Source organism: Paraburkholderia ribeironis, from assembly GCF_900019265.1.
In the GTDB taxonomy this organism is placed as follows: Bacteria; Pseudomonadota; Gammaproteobacteria; order Burkholderiales; family Burkholderiaceae; genus Paraburkholderia; species Paraburkholderia ribeironis.
In genome coordinates, this window is record NZ_CYGX02000028.1 from 54011 (window position 1) to 73205 (window position 19195).

Consider the following 19195-nt stretch of genomic DNA (forward strand, 5'->3'; position numbering starts at 1 on the left):
GGCGGCATCTCATCGCCGTCTCCGCAATCTCAACGACTTGCCTCGCGCTTGACCCATGACGTCGACCACGTTGTCGTACAAGCGACGCGATGCCGTCGTAATATAGCGCTCTTAATAACGTAACGGGGTTATCGCATGATTCGCAAGCTGCTTGCTTCTCTCGTGGCCATTGCCGGCATCGTGACGGCCGTGCCCGCCTTCGCGCAGAGCGCCCCGAAGGAAGTCCCCTTGGGGGGCTCCCCGAAGCAAGTCCCCTCGGGTGACGGCACGGTCAACGTGCTGTACGCCGGTTCGCTCGTCAACCTGATGGAGCGCAGCATTGGCCCCGCGTTCGAAAAAGCCACCGGCCAGCAGTTCCGCGGCTATGCGGCCGGCTCGAACAAGATTGCCAACGAGATCAAGGGCAAGCTGCGGCGCGGCGACGTCTTCATCAGCGCGAGCCCGAAGGTGAACAGCAGCCTGATGGGTCAGGCAAACGGCGACCACGTCACGTGGTACGTCAATTTCGCCGAATCGCCGTTGATGATCGGCTACAACCCGCGCAGCAGGTTCGCCGCGCAGTTCAGGAGCAAGCGTTGGGACCAGGTGTTGCAGGAGCCGGGCATCCGCATCGGCCGGACCGACCCGAAGCTCGATCCGAAAGGCGCCTTCACCGTCGAAATGATGACCAAAGCAGCCGGGCTCTACCAACAGCCCGACCTCGTCGAAAAGACGCTCGGCGCGCCGGACAATCCCGAGCAGGTGCTGCCTGAGGAAACCCTGGTCGGCCGTCTGCAATCGGGCCAGCTCGACGCCGGCTTTTTCTATTCGACCGAAACGTCCGACCTGAAGATTCCGGCGCTGCGTCCCGCGCCCGAATTGCAGGTCAAGGCCAGCTACACGCTGACCATTCTCAACGATGCGCCGAACCGCAGCGGCGCGGTCAGCTTCGTCGACTTTCTGCTGAGCGAGCAAGGTCGTGCGCTGCTCAGGCAGCATGGCGTGGACGTCGTCAAACCGTCGGTGAGCGGCAGCGCGCAGGCGATCCCGCCGTCGGTGCAAGCGGTGCTCGATGCCGCCGCGCAGTAACGCGCTGAAGCACGCCGCTGCGCGACCGCTGCTGTGGCTGGCGGCACTGCTGGCCGTCTATCTGTGCGCTCCGTTCGTCGCGAGCGTGCCGCAACTCGACTCGGCGGACTGGGCGAACGTCGACTGGCACGCGACGTGGTCGGCGGTCGGCGTGTCGGTGGCGAGCGCTACGGTCGCGTCGCTCGTGATCCTGCTCGGCGGCGTGCCGCTCGGTTATTTTCTGGCGCGCTCGGACTCGCGCAGGATGGCGTTGCTCGGTTTTGTCGTGCAGTTGCCGCTGGCGCTGCCGCCGCTCACGAGCGGCGTGCTGCTGCTGTTTCTGCTCGGCCCGTATAGCCTGATCGGCCGCTTCACCGGCGGCGTGTTGACGGATTCGTTCACCGGCATCGTGCTCGCGCAAACCTTCGTGGCGGCGCCGTTCCTGATCATCGCCGCGAAGTCCGCGTTCGCCGCCGTCGACCCGGTTCTCGACGACGTCGCCGCAACGCTAGGCCACCATGCCGGCAGCCGCTTTTTCCGCGTCATGCTGCCGGTGGCATGGCCGGCGATCCGCGCGGGACTTGCGCTCGCGTGGCTGCGCGCGTTCGGCGAATTCGGCGCAACCGTGATGGTCGCGTATCACCCCTATTCGCTGCCGGTCTACACGTACGTGGTGTTCGGCGGCCAGGGCTTGCCGGCGATGATGCCGCTGCTGCTGCCGACCCTCGCGATCGCGATCGTCTGCGCGGCGCTGTCGATCTACAGCCTGCGGCCCAAGCCCACACTCGAACAAACCAGCAATGGCGACGACGCGCTCGAACCCGGCACGGATCTCACCGCGAGCCAACGGGACGCCATCGATCGCCGCCTCGCGTTCCATTTGCAGCGCCGGCTGGGCGCGTTCGATCTCGACCTCGCATGGACGCCCGCCACGCGCCGCCTCGCGATAATCGGGCCGTCGGGCTCGGGCAAATCACTGGCCTTGCGCCTGATCGCGGGGCTCGAATCGAATGCATCGAGCACCGTGCGGCTCGGCGCGACCGACCTCCACGCGCTGCCTCCCGAGCGCCGCCAGATCGGCTACATGCCGCAAGATTACGGCCTCTTTCCGCACATGAGCGTGGCGCGCCAGTTGGCATTTCCCGTCGATGCCGACCCCGCCAGCGCGCGTTACTGGCTCGAGCATCTGGGCCTCGCGCAACTGCTCGGACGGCTGCCGCATCAGTTGTCGTTCGGTCAGCGGCAGCGGGTTGCGCTGGCGCGCGCATTGACGCGGCATAGCGAACTGCTGCTATTCGACGAACCGTTCGCCGCGTTGGATACGCCGCGGCGGCGGCGCTTGCAGCAGTCGCTGCGGGCGTTGCAGCGCGAGATCGCCGCAGTCACGATCATCGTCACGCACGATCCGGATGAGGCGGCGTTGCTGGCCGACGAGGTACTGGTCGTCGAGCAGGGACGCGTATTGCAGGCAGGCTTTATCGATGCCGTGTTCGAACGGCCCGCCACGCTGCGGGTGGCCGCGCTGCTCGGGTTGCACAACGTCGGCGAGGGCGCGATCAGCGCGTCGGGGCGGCTCGCGATCGCTCAAGGGTTGACGCTCGACACCGGCGCGAGCGCGCGAGGTCTCGCTGCCGGGCAGCGGGTGATGTGGCGCGTGTCACCGCATGCGCTCGCGGTTACACCGAACGGCGCGCATGCCGGCGTGGTCGATGCGGTCGAATTGCGACGCGGCGAGCGTTATGTTCGTGTGAATATCGCCGGCGTGCGTTTCGACATTGCCAGCGATGATGCGAGCTTGCGCGAAAGCGCCCCGTGCCGCGTCGATATTCACGCACGAGGCGTAACGGTCTGGCCCGCGTGCGGCGCGCGTCAAGTTTCGCCCGCGTGAGCCCGGCTCCTGATCTCGGCGAGCGATACATCGGTCAGCAACCGGCCGGAATCGAACACCGTCACCAACGCCTCATCCCATTCGCCTTCGACCGTGCGCTCATCCCACACAAGCGGCAGTGTCACGGTCCGGTACTCGCCCGTGCGACGATTCTGCAGCAGCGTCAGGCGGCCTTTCTTCGAGCGTTTGGCCGTATCCGTGACCGGGGTCTTGTGCACGTCGTGCCACTCGTCGCCAAGCCGGATCGCGGAACACTTCATCGCGAAGCACTGCGTATCGCGGTTGATCTGCTGCAGCAGCGCGCCGCCCATGCCGAACACGATGTTGTCGGTCGCGTAGCCGGCTTCGTCCATCGCGGCGAGAATCGCTTCGATCGAATCCGGGTTCACGCCGTCGCCCTGGATCACGCGCACGTTGTTCAGCACGCGCCGCCCCTTGCTGTTCACCACCGAGCCGAACGACGCGTCGAGCGCGCGCAGCGTGTGCAGCACAATCGTGCGGGGGTCGCCGGAGTCGGGGCGAATCACCAGCGTGCCGCCGGAATCGAGCACGGCCTGCTTCAACTGGGTGCCCCATGCTTCGAGCGCGGCGAACAGATCATAGGAATCGGATACCACTGAGACGATCGCGCCCGGCTTGCTGAAGCGCGCAATCATGTTGCGGAACGCGTCGGCCTCGCGCTCGCGGCCCCATGCCGTGATCGTGCTGTGCTCGGCAGCCGGCACCGAAAACGCGGCCATCGTTTCGTTGTAGTAGTGGTTCGCCGCGACCACGCCGAACACCGTGTCCGAGCCCATGAAGCTGACCAGATGCGCCGCGCCGCCGATCGCCGCCGACTCCGCGCTCGACACCCCGCGCGCACCGAAGTCGTGCAGCTTGAACGGCAGTTGCGAGAGGTCGTCGCTGCTCTTTTGCAGGTAAGCGCGGATCGTCTTGCGCAGGTGCCAGCTTTGCGTCGCAACGGTGATCGGATACCACACGCGCATCAGCATGGTTTCCAGATACGAAGCCAGCCAGAACACCTGCGGATCGTCGCATTCGACCGTGACCAGCACGTTGTGCGTCGGCACGACCGAGCCCTCCGGCACCGCGCGTATTTGCACGGGCAGATAGCCACCGCACTGTTCGACGATGTAGCGCCAGCCCGCTTCGTTGAACGGCTCGCCATGCGCGATGAAGAACGCTTTGGCCTGCTCGATCATGGCCGGCGTGACCGGCCGGCACAGATATTCCTTGATCAGCATCTGCAAACCGAAGAACAACGTACGGTCGTAGCGGCCGCCGCGCGACTCGATGTAAGAAAACATCGCCGACGCTTCGGGCGGATATTGCAGATAATGCGACGCCTTGTACGAATCCGTGTTGAGAATCGGATTGGACAGGAACGACACGATGTCGTTAAGGCCGTTGATCGCATTTTGCATGGGCGGGGCTGCGCTCGCGCGGCTCTCTCAATGGGGCGGGCTGGACGGGCCGAGGGCCCTTCTACGATACACCGTCAAAATAGCGCGGCAATCGCCTGAAACTTCACCTTACTCCTGTACGCCGAGCAGCGCTCGTCGGTGGACAGCAGCGTCTCGCCGAACGTGCGGCGTTTGCCATCATGCTACGCCCGCGGGTTTGCCCTGGTCACCGCCGATTAACTTCGGTATCCGAATTATTTTTAGAACCAGCTGCACGTGGGATGAGGCAGCCGGCCTGCCGGTGTCGCCGCGTGGCGGGCGTGCTGGCCGCGGTCCACAGCGAGCCGTGCACAGATAGCGGTTTCGAATGTGCTGGCAGGACAGACCGGCCCGCAAGAGCGGCTCGAACGCCGGCTTCAGTTGCGGCGGCAAATTCGGCCCGAAGCCGACACCCGCCCGATCGCGCTTTTGCGACGCTCCGCGAAAGCCGGCCACAGCATGTCGGCGAGCAGGCCGATGCCATGAGCGAGCGCACTGTCGTGGGCCGATGTGACGAGCGGCACGCCGCGGCTCAATGCGTCGTTGACCTCTTTGTCGTCGCGCGGAAGCTGATGCGCGACTTTCGCACCAAGCGTTTTTTCAAGCGTCGGCAGATTGATCTGCGCGTTCTTGTCGTATTGATTCACCACCACCCGCACCTTGTCGGCCGCATAACCCAGTTCCCTGAAGATATCGAGCATGCGGCGTCCGCTGTGCAGATACAGCGGGTTTTGCCGCACCACCATGCAGATCGCGTCGCTGTGGTCGAGTGCATGGATCGTCAATGGGTTGAGACTCTGCCCGATGTCGATCAGCACCGCGTCATAGCGCTCGCGAACCAGCGCAAGAATGCGCGCCAGTTGCGTGGGCAGCAACTCGGCGGCACGCAGTGGATCGCCCGCGCCCGCCAGCACGTCGAAGTTCACGTGGACACGCATCACACACGAGTCGAGCAGCGCCGCGTCGAGGTGCTCGATCTGCGAGCACAGATCGGCGAGCGTGGTCGGCGGCGGCCTGTCGGCCATCAGCAGGCTGGCGTCGGCGAACTGCTGGCTCAGGTCGATCAGCAGCACGCGCCGGTCGCGCTGCGCGGCGAGCGAACAGGCGAGATTGACGGCGATCAGCGTCGTACCGCTGCCGCCCTTGCTCGATGCAAGCGACACGACCCGTCCGGCGCGCCGTCCCACTCCATTTTTTTGCGCGTCGACCTGGCTGAGCGCGTTGGCGATTGCCTGCGCGTCGAGCGGCCATGACAACACGTGCCGCACAGCAGCGCGCCGCGCCGCGCCCAGCAACGCCGCGGACGGCGCCGGCGTCATCAGCATGCAGTGCAGCGCCGGCCAGCAGGCCAGCATTTCTACGATGCCGTCCAGTTCGCGCGGACTCAGATTCGGGTCATCGACGATCAACAGATCGGCATTCCTGACGACGCGCCAATGCACGCGCGCTTGCCGGATCGTCCCGTACGCCAGACGCAGCCGGTAGCGCACGCCGCTTTCCTCGAGTCGCGCGACGATGCACTGCGCGTGTTTGACGCTGGCGGCAATCAGGAAGATGTCGATCATGCCGGTTCTCCGCCGGTTTGAGGTCGCCGGTTGTCGCGGGCAGACCGGGCACCATCCAGTCGCGGGTTCATGCGCCGGAATCGGGACGCGCAATCTGCGTGCTGCGCTCGTGGTTCCGTTGCAGCGCCAGCGGCATCTCGTAGACTGCGTCGCGCAACGCGTCGCGCTGGGTGCCGGCTTGCGCGTTGCGCTTGAGCGCCTCGGCGACCACTAGCGTCAGCAGATCAGCCGACGGCGCGGCAAACAGTGCACGCGGCGCCGCCACATGCCGGCGATACGAAAACCCGCTTGAGCCAGCGGCGCGCCGATCGCCAGCGGCGCGCTGATCGCCTGCGGCGCCCTGATGATCGAACCGCGCTGCGGCGGCCGGCACGCATATCAGCTTTTTCATGACATCCCCCAAAAGATGGGCCGTTGCAGGCCATGTCAAGGTGACCGTGCCCACGCCGACGCGTGGACACGGCACCCGCCTCACCTCGTGATTACGTCTCTCTATGGAGACTGCGGCCCGTCTCCCTGCTTCGTCGCGCCGGCTGGTCCTTGACCGTGCGCTGCCCCTTCTCTTGTTCTGTGCGTTGTTCGCGAACGGCACGAATGCGCTACTTGTGGTTATTCCCTGTTGCGTGCTTCCAACATCCTGGCTTGCCCGATCATGTTCGCGAAGTCCCTGCGAACCCCTTGCGAACTCCCCCTTTTGCCGCCGTTTTTTATCAGCGTGCATTCCCGGCGCTTTTCCATCGAGCGGTAATGCTTTTGCTATGTAGCGTTTATTGCAACTGTCATGCCATGCAACCCGAAATCTCCGAAACCCTTATGTCACAACGATTCATGACCAGGCTGTAGCCGTGCGGCGATCTGCTGGCGTCGCGAATTGATTCGTCCGTGAACACGCAATCAAACGCGCCACGACGAAAGCCAAAAGATGAATCCATTGTCTGCTCGCCGGCCAAACCACTGCTAGCCGTGGGTCGCCTCACGCTCGAGAATAAATGTGCCGATTACGTAACCGTAGAAACCCTGCCTGCAAGGGCTGCCCAATCTGTAGCAAGCTTGAAACACGCTAAAGCGCAACAGTGGACTCGCACTGCCCGTCACCGCGTATTGGATTGCATGGCTGTGTGGGATGTCGCGCACAGCGGGGCTTGACCGATTTTTTTATTCGTTGTCGCCAATGCATTGCGCGAAAAATTATTTCTTACTCCATATCGGTTGGTATGGCGCTTTCAGGCGCTTTCGCTTATCTTTAAGCCATTCGCCAATTAGAGCGTATGCACTAGGGTATCAAGACAAACAAAAACGGTTTTGTCATTCGGGGATAAAGTCATCCGGCGGTTTCAGCAATGAACGCTTAATCCGCTGTCTGTACGACATGTAGCGCCGCGCGGTTCGCGCAGCCCGCTTCATGCCCCATTGCCGCTACCGTGAAGGCGTCGCCGCCGGGTTGCCGCAACCGGACCCGAACGTCGTGACGCAACTGGGCTCGAATCCGTGCAAACGGACCGGGCCGAATCAGTTGGCCAAAGGTCGGCGCAGCCTGCCGACTTTTTCTTGCGTCGCACAGCAGTCCTGAAAGTAGCATCGAACCGGGGGTAACATGACTACGAGCTGCACGCCTGTCGATACGGAGCGCACCGTTCTGTACGTGTCGAACTCGCCTGATCAGAAACTCGCCGACTTTCTGGCGGCGTCCGGCTGGCAAGCCGTGCACGCGAAAAGCACAGCAGCCGCCGAACGCATGATCGGGCGCGGCAATATCAAGGTCGGCCTCATGCAACTGCCCGACGACTGCTCGTCGCAGGACTTGTCCGCACTCGCATCGTGCATGCGGCGCGTCGAAACCAACTGGGTTGCCCAGATCTTGCCGGGACAGACGGAAAACGAACTGGTCCGCCGCTTCATCCTCGATTACTGCTTCGATTTCGTCACGCAGCCCTGGCTGAACGACCGGCTCGTGTTCGCGCTCGGCCATGCGCATGGGCTGTCGAGTCTGCGCCAGGCGCGCGTCGCGCCGGAGCCATCGCTCGGCCGGCACGGCATGGTCGGACAATGCGAGCCGATGCAGCAGCTATACCGGCGCATCGACAAATGCGCAATGACCGACGCACCGGTCTTCGTCGCCGGCGAGTCGGGCACCGGCAAGGAATTGACCGCCCGTGCGGTTCATGAGCGCTCGCCGCGTGCGGGCCGCCCGTTCGTCGCGATCAATTGCGCGGCGATTCCGCCGAGCCTGCTGCAAGCCGAGCTATTCGGCCACGAACGCGGCGCGTTCACCGGCGCGCTGCAACGCAAGATGGGCCGGATTGAAAGCGCCCACGAAGGCACCCTGTTTCTCGATGAAATCGGTGACATGCCGCACGAGTGTCAGGCAGTGCTGCTGCGCTTTCTGCAGGAGGGCACGATCGAGCGGCTCGGTGGCAACGGCCAGATCAGCGTCGATGTCCGGGTCATTTCGGCGACCCACGTCGATCTGGACAAAGCGGTGGAGCAGAAGCGTTTCCGCTCCGACCTGTATCACCGGCTGTGCGTGCTGCGCCTCGTCGAGCCGCCGTTGCGCGAGCGCGGCGGCGACATCAAGCTGCTCGCCAATTACGCGCTCAGCATGTACCGGCAGGACGGCGCGCGCAAACTTCGCGGACTATCGAGCGACGCGATCGTCGCGATGTCGAACTATCCGTGGCCTGGCAACGTGCGCGAGCTGATCAATTGCGTGCGGCGCGCGGTGGTGATGAGCGAGGGCCGCTTCATCACCGCTGCCGACCTTGGCTTGCCCGAAGCGGACAACAGGCCGACCGTGACGCTGGCGGAAATCCGCAGCAAGGCGGAAAAGGATGCGATCGAACACGCGTTGCAGCGCCACGGCTACAAGCTGTCCGAGGCGGCGGCCGAACTCGGCATTTCGCGGGCGACGCTGTACCGCCTGATGCATGCGAACCGGCTGCACCAGGAACCGGCGACCGCGGGCGGGTCGAACCTGCATGCTGGCGCGCATGCCGACGGCGAGGCGCAGCAGCAGGCGTCTTCGCTCACGTAGGCGGGCGCGCTTGAGTCGGTGTCGTAATCGGACGCGGGATCGGGTCGCGCGGCGCGGGCGCAGTGAGCCCAAGCCGCAGCGCTTGACCATAAGCGCCTGATGCCCTGATGCCTCCCGCAGCCGCCTGAAGGCTATTCGGGTCTATCCGCACGATACGCCCGTCACACCACCGCTTCGGCCTCTGCCGCCACGCCTGCAAGGCGTTCGCCATCGCCAGCTGCTGCAGCGAAATCGTCGTCGCGCTGTGCGGGAATTCGCGCGTGGACGCCGGGCGGTCGAACGCGCGAATTCCCGCGCCGCGCGACGCAATATAGCGGCGCCATCTGACCGGCAAGCTTCGTGCTAGCCCTGTCGGGTCTGGACGCCCTGCCCGTAGACTATCGTCATGGACCGCGCCGACGGTGCTGGCCGGCGCTGCCGCGCAGACCGCAATCCCACGCCCGAGGAACTTGTATAGCCCGCCCGGGGTCGGTTCATGGTCACGCCGCCGAACCCATTCACGGTTCCGGCACATTCTTCCGCACCTGTACCCCGCTTTACACCCTATGCGCACACTACTTCACGCCTGGCTTCTCATTCTTCTCGCGATCGGCGCCGCGCCGGCGAGCGCTGCGGTGGCCACGCCCGCAGCACCGGCTACCAAGGCCACAGCGAAAGCCGCAGCGGACTCCGGCACCACAGTCACCCTGACGCCCGAGCAGGCTCGCGAGGCCCTCTCCGTTCTCAACGATCCCAAACGCCGCGCGCAAGTCGCCGATACGCTGCAGGCGATCGCCGCCGCCGGCGCCCTCAGCGCGCCGCCCGCAGGCGCGGCCGCGCCGCCGGCCGCATCGGCTCCCGCTGCAGCCGCCCTTCCCGCGGCCTTCCAGTCCAATGGACTCGCGTCGCAAATGGCCCGTGAGGGCGCGAGTTGGGCGATGCGGCTCGGCCAATCATTGCGCGGATCGGTCGCCGCGCTGCTCGACGTCGCGTCGGTACGCGCGTGGTGGAACTGGCAGCTGACCAACCCGCATGCGCGCGGCGTGCTGATCAACGTCGTCTGGTCGCTGCTGGCCGCACTGGTGCCGGCGCTCGTGCTCGAATGGCTGGCGCGGCGTCTGCTGCGCCGGGCGTACCTCGCGCTCGCCGCGCGTCGCGAGCGCGACCGGCAGAACGAACTGGACGACGACGACGCGCAAGGCGATCTGCCGTTCGACACCGTGCCGCAACCAGCACACGCGCGGCGTGCCGCGCCACCGCTGCCGCCCGTGCGGGGGGCGCAGGCCGACGCCGCCGGCACCTCGAGCAAAGCCGAAGAGGTCCAAGCCAGGGGCCAGCGCAACGCCGCGCATCACTGGACGTTGCTACAGCGTTTGCCACGCGCGCTGGTGATCACGGTGCTGCGGCTCGTGCCGCTCGCGGTGTTCGTCGGCGCGGCGAGCGCGCTGCTGTCGGTCCTCACCGACAACGGCACCCCGCAAGACCGCGCGGTCGATTCGCTGATCGACATCTACGCGCTGTGCCGCGTGATCGCGATCATCGGCAGCTTCTTTCTGCAACCCGCCGCGCCGCGTCTGCGGCTCCTGCGCATGAGCGACGAGTGGGCCGCGTTCGTACAGAGCTGGATCGTGCGGATCGTCAGCGTGGTCGGCGCCGGCGTTGCGCTCGCCGAGGTCGCGCAGGCGCTCGGTCTGAACGACGCCGCGCATCTCGCGTTGTTGAAAGTCGTCGCGCTCGCCGGCCACGTGATGATCTCGATCCTGATCCTGCAATGCGCGAAGCCAGTCGGCGAATGGATCCGCCAGCGCTTCGCCACGCAGGAATCGCTGCAGATGGTCAGCCACGCGTTCGCGGATGCGTGGGCGTGGTTCACGGTCGCGATCGTCATGGCGCTGTGGTTCGTCTGGGCCTTCGACGTGCAGAACGGCTACCACGCGCTAGTGCATATCGGCGGCTGGACCCTCGCGGTACTGGTCGGCGCGCGAATCGCGTCGATCGTGATCTTCGGCGCGCTCGCCCGCGTCTTCGAGGTGCAGGACGATGCGCAGAAATCGCTCGTGCATGAGCACGCGTATCGCTATTACCCGCTGCTGCGCCGGGTGGTCAGCTGGGTCATCGGCATCGTCACCACGTTCGTGCTGCTGCAGCTATGGGGCGTCGATGTCGTCGACCTGTTCCGTTCCGGCACGATCGGCCATCGGCTCGCGTCGGCACTCGCCACCATCGGCGTGGCCGCGGTCATTGCGCTGATCGTGTGGGAAGTCGTCAACCTGTCGGTCGAGCGGCGGCTGGGCCTCTGGACCAGCAGCGGCGATTTCGTGCGTGCCGCGCGCTTGCGCACGCTGCTGCCGATGCTGCGCACCACGCTGTTCTGTGTGATCGCGCTGGTAGTGGTGCTCACCGTGCTGAGCGAACTGGGCCTGAACATCGGACCGCTGCTGGCCGGTGCGAGCATCTTCGGTGTCGCGCTCGGCTTCGGCTCGCAAAAACTGGTGCAGGACTTCATCACAGGTATTTTCCTGTTGATGGAAAACGCGATGCAGGTAGGCGACTGGGTCACGGTCGCGGGAGTGTCCGGCACCGTCGAATATCTGTCGATCCGTACCGTGCGGCTGCGCGGCAGCGACGGTTCGTTGTTCACGGTGCCGTTCAGTTCGGTGTCGACGGTGAACAACACCAATCGCGGGCTCGGCAACGCCGCGGTGAGAGTCAGCATCAGATTCGGCCAGGACGTCGATCAGGCGATCAGCACGCTCAAGGAGATCGGTGCATCGCTGCGCGCGGACGACAAGTTCAAGGACGGCATCCTGTCCGACTTCGCCTTCTGGGGCGTCGACGCGGTGGACGGTTCGGCCGTCACGCTCGCCGGCCAGATGCAGTGCCGCGATACCGCGCGCTGGGGCGTGCAGCGCGAATTCAACCGGCGCATCGTCGACCGCTTCAGCGAACGCGGTATCGAGATCTCGAATCCGCAACGCAATCTGCTGACGTGGGATGCGCAAGGCGCGGCGGCGAAGTTTGAAGCAGGCGAGCCGTCCGCGGGGACGCTGAAGAACACGCCGACGCGCACACCACCCGCCGATGGTGCCGTTGCGCGCAGCGCCGCGGCCCATCGGGGCGATGCGCCGGTGGAAAACCAAATACCCGTCGACCCCGTACCGGCTGGTGGCGCCGGCACGCCTGCCAATCCAGGCTCGACCTCGCCGCATCGGTGATGCAGAGAAAATCATGGGCGGCGCGCTTGCGGCGACGGGCGGGTTGCCCTACCGCACCTGCCACCAGCGCGGCAACAACCGCCGCACGTCGGCACGCCGATACCGGTCGTCGATCAGATGCACCACACCCTGATCGCGCTCCGTGCGAATCACGCGGCCAGCCGCCTGCACCACCTTCTGCAAGCCCGGGTACAGATACATGTAGTCGTAGCCATTGCCGAAGCGCGCATCCATCGTGCGGCGCATCTGTTCGTTGACATCGTTGATTTGCGGCAACCCGAGCGTCGCGATGAACGCGCCGATCAACTGCTGGCCCACCAGATCGACGCCTTCCGAGAATGCGCCGCCGAGCACCGCGAACCCGACGCCCTGATTCATGGTGCGAAAGCGCGCCAGAAACGCGTCACGCGCGGCTTCGTCCATACCCGGTTGCTGCGCCCAGACCGGCACGCCAGGATGCCGCTCACGCATCAACTCGACCACACGCTGCAGATAATCGAAACTGCTCAGGAACCCAAGGTAATTGCCCGGCTGCGCCGCATACTGCTGTGCGATCAGATCGACGATCGGCACCAGCGAGCGTTCGCGGTCGCGCCAGCGCGTCGATACGTGGCCGGCTACGCGCACCTGCAACTGCTCCGCGCGAAACGGCCCGGCGACGTCGAGCCATTGCGTCTGCTCCGCAAGCCCAAGCGTATCGCGATAGAAATGGTACGGATTGAGCGTGCCGGAGAACAGCACGGTGGTGCGCGCGACGGCGTAGCGCGGCGCGAGGAACGGCGCGGGAATCACGTTGCGCACGCAGAGCGTGGCACTGGTCTGGTCGCGCGGCGCGTAGCGATCGGTGGTCAGCGTCACGTCGAAAATCGAGTGCTCACCGAACTGTTCGGCCAGCGCGACGAAATGCATTGCGTCGAAGAAGAAGCGCAGTGCGGTTTCGTCGATCGAAAGCGGTGCTTCAGCGAGTTGATCGCTGACTGCACCGATCAGATTCTGCGCCGCCGCAAGCAGTTTGCCGGGGACGTCCGCATAAACCTGGTACGCGTCGGTCTGCGCGCGTTTGACCGCGTTCCACTCGCGCTGCAAGCGCTCGAGCGGTTTGCGCAAGCTCGCCGGCGCCGTTTTGCGCGCGAGCCGGAACGCCGCCTGGTCGAGCGACGCGGTGTACATGCGACGGGCGCGGTCGAGCAGATTATGCGCCTCGTCCACCAGCACACCGACGCGCCACTGATTGATCTGCGTGAGCGCGTACAGCATCGCGCTGCCGTCGTAGTAGTAGTTGTAATCGCCGACCACGACGTCGGCCCAGCGCGCCAGCTCCTGCGCCAGATAGTACGGACAGACCTCGTGCGCGAGCGCGGCCGCGCGCACCGCGGCGCGATCGAGCCGTGAGCCCGACAGCGCCGCGCCGCGCGCCGCATCGAGCCGGTCGTAAAAGCCGCGTGCGAGCGGACAGGACTCGCCGTTGCAGGCTTTGTCGGGATGCTCGCAGGCTTTGTCGCGTGCGACCAGTTCCAGCGTTCTCAACGCCAATGGCGCACCCGACGACGCGGCGCTGCGATGCAGTGTGTCGATTGCGTCGAGCGCGAGCGCGCGGCCCGGCGTCTTCGCAGTCAGGAAGAACACGCGGTCGATCTGGTTCGACGCGCACGCCTTGAGCAACGGAAAGATCGTCGCGAGCGTCTTGCCGATGCCGGTGGGCGCCTGCGCCATCAGCGGCTTGCCGTCTCGCGCCGCGCGATACACCGCCACCGCCAGCTCGCGCTGCCCGCTACGGAATTGTCCATGCGGAAACTGCAATGCGCCTCTTCCTGCACAGCCCAATCGAGAAACCGTTCGCACTGCTCGACGAAGAAAATTTCCAGTTCACGCGCGGTATGCGTTTGCGTCAGCAGCGTTTCTTTCTGACTGCCGATGTCGAAGTACACCAGCGCGACCGTCAGCCCGTCGAGCCCGCGCGTACGGCACAGCAGATGCCCATACACCAGCGCCTGCGCCCAATGCAGCGCACGGTGATTGGCCGGCATCCGCTCCAGCTCGCCGCGATGGGTCTTGACCTCTTCAAGGCGGTTCTCAGCCGGATCGTAACCGTCGGCGCGTCCGCGCACGGTCAGACCGCGATGCGTGCCCGTCAATGTGATCTCGGTTTCGTAGCCGCTCGCGCGCCGCCCGGCGACGGTCACGTGGCCCGCGATGCCTTCAAGCGATGTCGGCGCCGGCGTGAATCGCAGATCCAGGTCGCCGCGCCTCGCGGTGAACTCGCACATCGCCCGCACCGCGACCACGTAGGTCATGCGCCGGCCTCGCTGTCGAGCCCGGCGACCGGTTGCATCCCGGCGTCGGTTTGCATCAACGTTTCGCCGGCCCAACGCACGTCGAGCACGCGCACCGGCATGCCGTGCTGCGCACAGAATGCGAGCCAGCGAATCTGGTTGTCCTGCAAGCGGTCGCCGGGACCCTTCACCTCGATCAATTCATAACGACGCTCGGCCGGCCAGAAACGGATCAGGTCGGGCAAGCCCGAACGGTTGCCGCGGATATCGCGCAGCAGGCGTTCAAACCACAGCTTCAGATGCGCGGCCGGCAGACAGTCGAGCGCCTGCGCGACGAGTTGCGGCGTCAGCATCGCCCAGAACACGAACGGCGATTGCAGACCCGCCTTGCTGTGCAAATGCCGTTGTATCGTCTCGCGATAAACGCCGCTGTCGAGTTGCGCGAGACACGCGGCGAACTGCTCCGCGCGGCGCGCATGAAAATCCGGCGCGTGCAGATCGGCGGGGCCGCGCTGGAATGGATGAAAAAACGCGCCCGGCAACGCCGCGAAAACCGGTTCCCAACACAGCAAGCCGAATAGCGAGTTGATCAGCGCGTTCTCGACATAGTGCACCGGCGCCGTGTCGCAGCTCAGATGATCGCGCGCCAGGTATTCGACCGCCTGAGGGGTCTCGGGCTTCGGCAGCACCAGCGTGCTGCGCTCGACCGGGCGTGCCGCCGGCGCGCGCCGCGCCGGCTCGCCGCGCTTGCGCCGCAAACGCGGCAGCATGCGGGCGACCCGTTGCGCCTCTTCCTCACTTTCAGGAGCGACGGCGGCTTGCGAGGCCAGTGCGAACGCATCGTCGAAGCGTTCGCTGCGTTCGAGCACACGCATGCGCCGATGACGCGCGCCGGGCCACACGCAGCTTTGATACACAGCGAGCGCGGCGGCCCAATCCTGCCGATGCTCGCATTCCTGACCGATACGGAACAGCAATTTCGCACGCCGCGTTTCGAGCCACGGATTCGCGGTTTCGATCGCGCCGACGCGGGCGACGAGTTCGTCGAGCGCCGTCGGCGCAGCGTCGATCGGCAGCCGCTCGAGGGCTTCGCGGCATGCATGCAACGCGAGATAGACGTCGACGTCCGCGCGTTGCTGAAATGCGCGCGACGAAGGCGCGAACGCCACTTTCTCATACTGAAACACGCCGAGATCGGCTAATACGAACTCCGACCAGTCCTGCTGCAAATTGCCGAAGAACATCAGACGCAGGCGTTCGCAGAGCGGCGCAATCACGACATGAAAAATCTGATCCGTGGCGTGCTGGTGCCATGCGCGTAGCGGACGCGGCACGCAAGCTTGTGCGTCGCCGCTGTGATCGCTTTGATAAAACGGGCGCAGCGTCTCCAGCAGCTCCGGTTTGCGCAGGTTTTTTGCGCCAGGGACTAACGCAAGCGCGTCGGCGAAGATATCCAGCAACTGCGGCCGCGTGCTGAGTGCGAACAGGTCGTCGAGCGTGAGCTGCGGTTCGGTGTCGATCCAGCCGAGTGCCACCATCGGCGCGACCGCCTGCAATGGGCAACCGATCTCCTCATACGACAAACGGCTCGCGCGGAACAGCACGCCTTTGCGCATCAGCATGCGCACCAGCAGCGCGCGAGATGCTTGCGGCAAATTCGCGAAGGCGTCGAGGAACGCGTGCTCGTGCGCATCGAGCAGATCGTCGTAACGCGTGGCGAGCCACGCCAGCGCGCGCTCGAAGTTCAGCAGGTAATAGAGAACGTCAGAGGGAACGTCAGGGAGAACATCCGAGCGAACTTCTGACGGAATATCGGTTGCCACGGGCTTTTTGCACGACCTGTATGTTTATACAGTGATGATAGCAAAGTCCGTGGCGGGGTCTAGCGATGGGAACTGCGTAACTTCGGGCGGCGCAGAACGCACCCACTGCAAATGACGCCTAAGCCGCCACCCACACCACCGTCAGCGAGCGCACGCCCTGTGCGCCGCGAATCAATACGCCTTCGATATCGGCGGTCGCGGAAGGTCCGGTCACGAGCGCGGCGTAACGCGCATCACGAAAGTCGTCACGTAGGTAAACGTCCTGCAAGCCGTCGAGCAGTTGCGCGGGATCGAGCAGCACGACCAGATGCTGGACGATGTAGCCGAGCGCATTCACTACATACTCGCGTTCGCTGAGCCAGACCGAGCCAGTTTCGGCGACGCCGAAACGTGCCCGCACCACGCCAACGTCGACGTCCTGCAACGAAGCGGGCTCCGTGTCGGCCGTGAGCACGCGCGTGCCCTGCAGTTCCGGGATTGCCGACGCAATCGACGCGCCGGCGCCAAAGCGCTCGCGAATCAATCCGCTCACGTCGCTCGCGCACGCTGCTTCGATGCAACTGCCGCCCATCGCCTGCAGCGCCGCCGCGAAACGGGCACGCAGATCGCCGCCCGCAGAGTCGAACCGCGGCACCTCGGGACGCGGCCGGCCCGGCGGTTGCGCTTGGCGCACCTTGGCGAGAAAGGCCTCACGCGTTGTCATCGTTACCTCCGCGATTCTTCCTGTACCAGGCATGGAAGGTCTGCTTGGGCGCCTCTGGCAACTCACGCTGCCTGCCCCAGATATTGAGCGGGTTATACAGCACGAAATTCGGCAGCAGCCGCAACGCGCTACCCATCGACGACACCGTCGCGCGGTACAAGGTCGGACTCGCCAGCAGCCGCCCTGCCATCTTCAACACTTCCTGCTTGACGAACGGCACCTCATGGCGCTCGGCGATCACCGTGCGCCATTTGTAGATCTGCTCGTGAATGTTGATCTTCACCGGACACACGTTGGTGCAACTGCCGTTGAGCGTCGACGCGAACGGCAATGCGCTGTAGCGTTTGAGATCGAAAGTCGGATTGATGATCGCGCCGATTGGCCCCGAGTAGGTCCCGCCATACGACAGCCCGCCGCTGCGCCGATACACCGGACAGGTGTTCATGCACGCGCCGCAGCGAATGCATTTGAGCGAGTACCAGAAGTCCTCCATCGCGAGCCGCTCCGAGCGGCCATGATCGACGAGGATGTAGTGCATCTCGGTGCCCGGACGCGGCGCGCGAAAATGCGAGGTGTATTGCGTAATCGGCGAGCCGAGCGCACTGCGTGACAACATGCGGATGAACACGCCGAGATCCGCTACCCTTGGAACCAGCTTCTCGATACCAATCGACACGATATGCAACGGCGGCACGTTCGCCGACAGGTCCGCATTGCCTTCGTTAGTACACACAACGACCGTGCCCGTCTGCGCCACCGCGAAATTGCAGCCGGTCATGCCCGCCGTTTTTTCGCGCACGAAGTACGGACGTGTGTTCATCCGCTGGCTTTCGGCGAGGTAGTGAATGTCGCTATTTTGCGGATCGGTGCCGATGGTCCGCCCGAACAGTTCGGCGACATCGGCGCGCAGTTTGTGGACCGCAGGCACCACCATGTGACTCGGGTCCTGATGGTCGAGCTGCTGGATGCGCTCGCCCAGATCCGTCTCCATCACCGTGATGCCGCGCGGTTCGAGATACTCGCGCATCCTGCATTCGTCGGTGAGCATCGACTTGCTTTTGACGAGTGTCGTCATGCCGCGCCCGGACATGATCTTGTGCACGAGCGCGTTGTGCTCCTCGGCGGTGGCGGCCCAATGCACCACCACGCCATTGGCCTCGGCCGCCGCAGCGAACTGCTCGAGATAGTCCGACAGATGCGATAGCGTATGTTCCTTGATGCCCGAGGCCAGCTCACGCAGCGTTTCCCATTCCGCGATGCCATGCGCCTGCGCATCGCGCTTCTCACGCAAATCCCACAGACGTCTGTCGTGAAACGCGACGTGCTCCGTCTTCCTGATGAAAGCGCCGGCGGCTTTCGCGTGATCGATCCGGCTCATGCGCGTGCTCCATTGAGGACCTGCGCGATATGGATGAAGCGCGCATCGGCCTTCATGCGTTCCGCGCAGCCTTGCTGGTGCATCAGGCACGACATGTCGCCCGATACGATGTATTCGGCGCCCGCGTGCAGATGGTCGCGCACCTTGTCCTGCCCCATGCGCACCGACACCGGCTCTTCGGTGACCGAGAACGTACCGCCGAAACCGCAGCATTCGTCGGGCCTGGCCGGCTTGACGAACTCGATGCCTTTCACGCCTTCGAGCAACGTGCGCGGTTTCGAAAACGGCGTGCCGGCAATCTCCGAGACCGACGCCTCCTTCAGATGGTGCAATGCGCTGCAGCTGTTGTGCAAACCGACGCGATGCGGAAATTCAGCCCACGGGAATTCGCGTGCGCCGATCACATCGTGCAGAAACTCGACCAGTTCGTACGCGTTCGCGCGCACCTTCTTTACTTCGTCGGCCTGTTCGATCGCGCTCAGATGCTCGCGCACGTGATGGATGCAACTCGCCGACGGTCCGACGATGTAGTCGTAGCCCGCGAAGTTGCGTGCGAACACGCGCTCGGCGCCGGCTGCCTCGGCATGCGCGCCGCTGTTGGCCATCGGCTGGCCGCAGCAGGTTTGCTCCTGCGGATAGTCGACCTCGATGCCGAAGCGCTCGAGCAATTCGAGCGTGGCGATGCCCACCTCGGGGTAGAACGCGTCGATAAAGCACGGGATAAACAGGGCGACTTTCATAAGCTCTTTGAAAAGGAAAGCGGCAGCCGCGATTTGCCTGCTGTACTGCTGAATCGGGCTGGCGAGTCATGCCGGCGTTGGATTGCCATGCTTGCGGGACAACGCTTTGCG

General features: G+C 64.8%; 10 protein-coding genes and 2 pseudogenes. 4 read left to right on the plus strand and 8 right to left on the minus strand.

The window, feature by feature from the left end; translation table 11 throughout:
- The first annotated feature begins 135 nt into the window (after positions 1 to 135).
- The gene (locus tag BN2475_RS14325; protein WP_094780175.1) at positions 136 to 1068 is read left to right on the plus strand and encodes an extracellular solute-binding protein; all 933 of its coding nucleotides are present in this window, start codon (positions 136 to 138) and stop codon (positions 1066 to 1068) included.
- Positions 1052 to 2935: an ABC transporter ATP-binding protein/permease gene (locus BN2475_RS14330; protein ID WP_094780176.1), complete on the plus strand. Its 1884-nt coding sequence runs from the start codon at positions 1052 to 1054 to the stop codon at positions 2933 to 2935. The genes BN2475_RS14325 and BN2475_RS14330 overlap by 17 nt, the downstream gene beginning before the upstream one ends.
- On the opposite strand, the gene BN2475_RS14335 is transcribed toward BN2475_RS14330, so the two are convergent.
- The 3 genes and pseudogenes from BN2475_RS14335 to BN2475_RS35510 form a co-directional block, all read right to left on the minus strand.
- Positions 2917 to 4359 carry a nicotinate phosphoribosyltransferase gene (locus BN2475_RS14335; protein ID WP_094780177.1) on the minus strand — a complete coding sequence of 481 codons (1443 nt, stop codon included), beginning with the start codon at positions 4357 to 4359 and terminating at the stop codon, positions 2917 to 2919. The two genes, BN2475_RS14330 and BN2475_RS14335, sit on opposite strands and share 19 nt — an antisense overlap.
- A 390-nt stretch (positions 4360 to 4749) precedes the next feature.
- A pseudogene (locus tag BN2475_RS14340) lies at positions 4750 to 5942 on the minus strand (CpaE/TadZ family protein); the annotation flags it as partial.
- Positions 5943 to 6009: 67 nt separating this feature from the next.
- Positions 6010 to 6333 (minus strand): hypothetical protein, encoded by a 324-nt coding sequence (locus tag BN2475_RS35510; protein WP_245841311.1) that lies wholly within the window; start codon positions 6331 to 6333, stop codon positions 6010 to 6012.
- A 1203-nt stretch (positions 6334 to 7536) separates the two neighbouring features.
- Between BN2475_RS35510 and BN2475_RS14350 the strand changes: the two genes are divergently transcribed.
- Complete coding sequence (locus BN2475_RS14350; RefSeq protein WP_094780178.1) at positions 7537 to 8973, plus strand: sigma-54-dependent transcriptional regulator; 1437 nt, start codon at positions 7537 to 7539, stop codon at positions 8971 to 8973.
- A gap of 545 nt (positions 8974 to 9518) precedes the next feature.
- The gene (locus BN2475_RS14355) at positions 9519 to 12167 is read left to right on the plus strand and encodes a mechanosensitive ion channel family protein (protein WP_094780179.1); all 2649 of its coding nucleotides are present in this window, start codon (positions 9519 to 9521) and stop codon (positions 12165 to 12167) included.
- 48 nt (positions 12168 to 12215) lie between these two features.
- Here BN2475_RS14355 and BN2475_RS14360 read toward each other — a convergent pair.
- From BN2475_RS14360 to BN2475_RS14380, 5 genes and pseudogenes are all read right to left on the minus strand, one after another.
- Positions 12216 to 14461 (minus strand): annotated as a pseudogene (locus BN2475_RS14360) (ATP-dependent DNA helicase).
- Positions 14458 to 16263 (minus strand): VRR-NUC domain-containing protein, encoded by a 1806-nt coding sequence (locus BN2475_RS14365; RefSeq protein ID WP_425435531.1) that lies wholly within the window; start codon positions 16261 to 16263, stop codon positions 14458 to 14460. Before BN2475_RS14365 ends, BN2475_RS14360 begins: the two are co-directional and overlap by 4 nt.
- Positions 16264 to 16381: 118 nt before the next feature.
- On the minus strand, positions 16382 to 16966 hold the full coding sequence (locus BN2475_RS14370) for a LutC/YkgG family protein (RefSeq protein WP_094780180.1): 585 nt from the start codon (positions 16964 to 16966) through the stop codon (positions 16382 to 16384).
- Positions 16953 to 18344, minus strand: a complete 1392-nt coding sequence (locus BN2475_RS14375) for a lactate utilization protein B (RefSeq protein ID WP_094780181.1) — start codon at positions 18342 to 18344, stop codon at positions 16953 to 16955. The genes BN2475_RS14370 and BN2475_RS14375 overlap by 14 nt, the downstream gene beginning before the upstream one ends.
- The gene (locus tag BN2475_RS14380) at positions 18341 to 19084 is read right to left on the minus strand and encodes a (Fe-S)-binding protein (RefSeq protein WP_094780182.1); all 744 of its coding nucleotides are present in this window, start codon (positions 19082 to 19084) and stop codon (positions 18341 to 18343) included. The genes BN2475_RS14375 and BN2475_RS14380 overlap by 4 nt, the downstream gene beginning before the upstream one ends.
- Positions 19085 to 19195 lie beyond the last annotated feature (111 nt).

What these genes read in the sequence shown, in the direction of transcription:
- BN2475_RS14325 (WP_094780175.1), top strand. Translation starts at nt 136, where the DNA reads ATGATTCGCAAGCTGCTTGCTTCTCTCGTGGCCATTGCCGGCATCGTG.
- BN2475_RS14330 (WP_094780176.1), top strand. Translation starts at nt 1,052, where the DNA reads ATGCCGCCGCGCAGTAACGCGCTGAAGCACGCCGCTGCGCGACCGCTG.
- BN2475_RS14335 (WP_094780177.1), bottom strand. Translation starts at nt 4,359, where the DNA reads ATGCAAAATGCGATCAACGGCCTTAACGACATCGTGTCGTTCCTGTCC.
- BN2475_RS35510 (WP_245841311.1), bottom strand. Translation starts at nt 6,333, where the DNA reads ATGAAAAAGCTGATATGCGTGCCGGCCGCCGCAGCGCGGTTCGATCAT.
- BN2475_RS14350 (WP_094780178.1), top strand. Translation starts at nt 7,537, where the DNA reads ATGACTACGAGCTGCACGCCTGTCGATACGGAGCGCACCGTTCTGTAC.
- BN2475_RS14355 (WP_094780179.1), top strand. Translation starts at nt 9,519, where the DNA reads ATGCGCACACTACTTCACGCCTGGCTTCTCATTCTTCTCGCGATCGGC.
- BN2475_RS14370 (WP_094780180.1), bottom strand. Translation starts at nt 16,966, where the DNA reads ATGACAACGCGTGAGGCCTTTCTCGCCAAGGTGCGCCAAGCGCAACCG.
- BN2475_RS14375 (WP_094780181.1), bottom strand. Translation starts at nt 18,344, where the DNA reads ATGAGCCGGATCGATCACGCGAAAGCCGCCGGCGCTTTCATCAGGAAG.
- BN2475_RS14380 (WP_094780182.1), bottom strand. Translation starts at nt 19,084, where the DNA reads ATGAAAGTCGCCCTGTTTATCCCGTGCTTTATCGACGCGTTCTACCCC.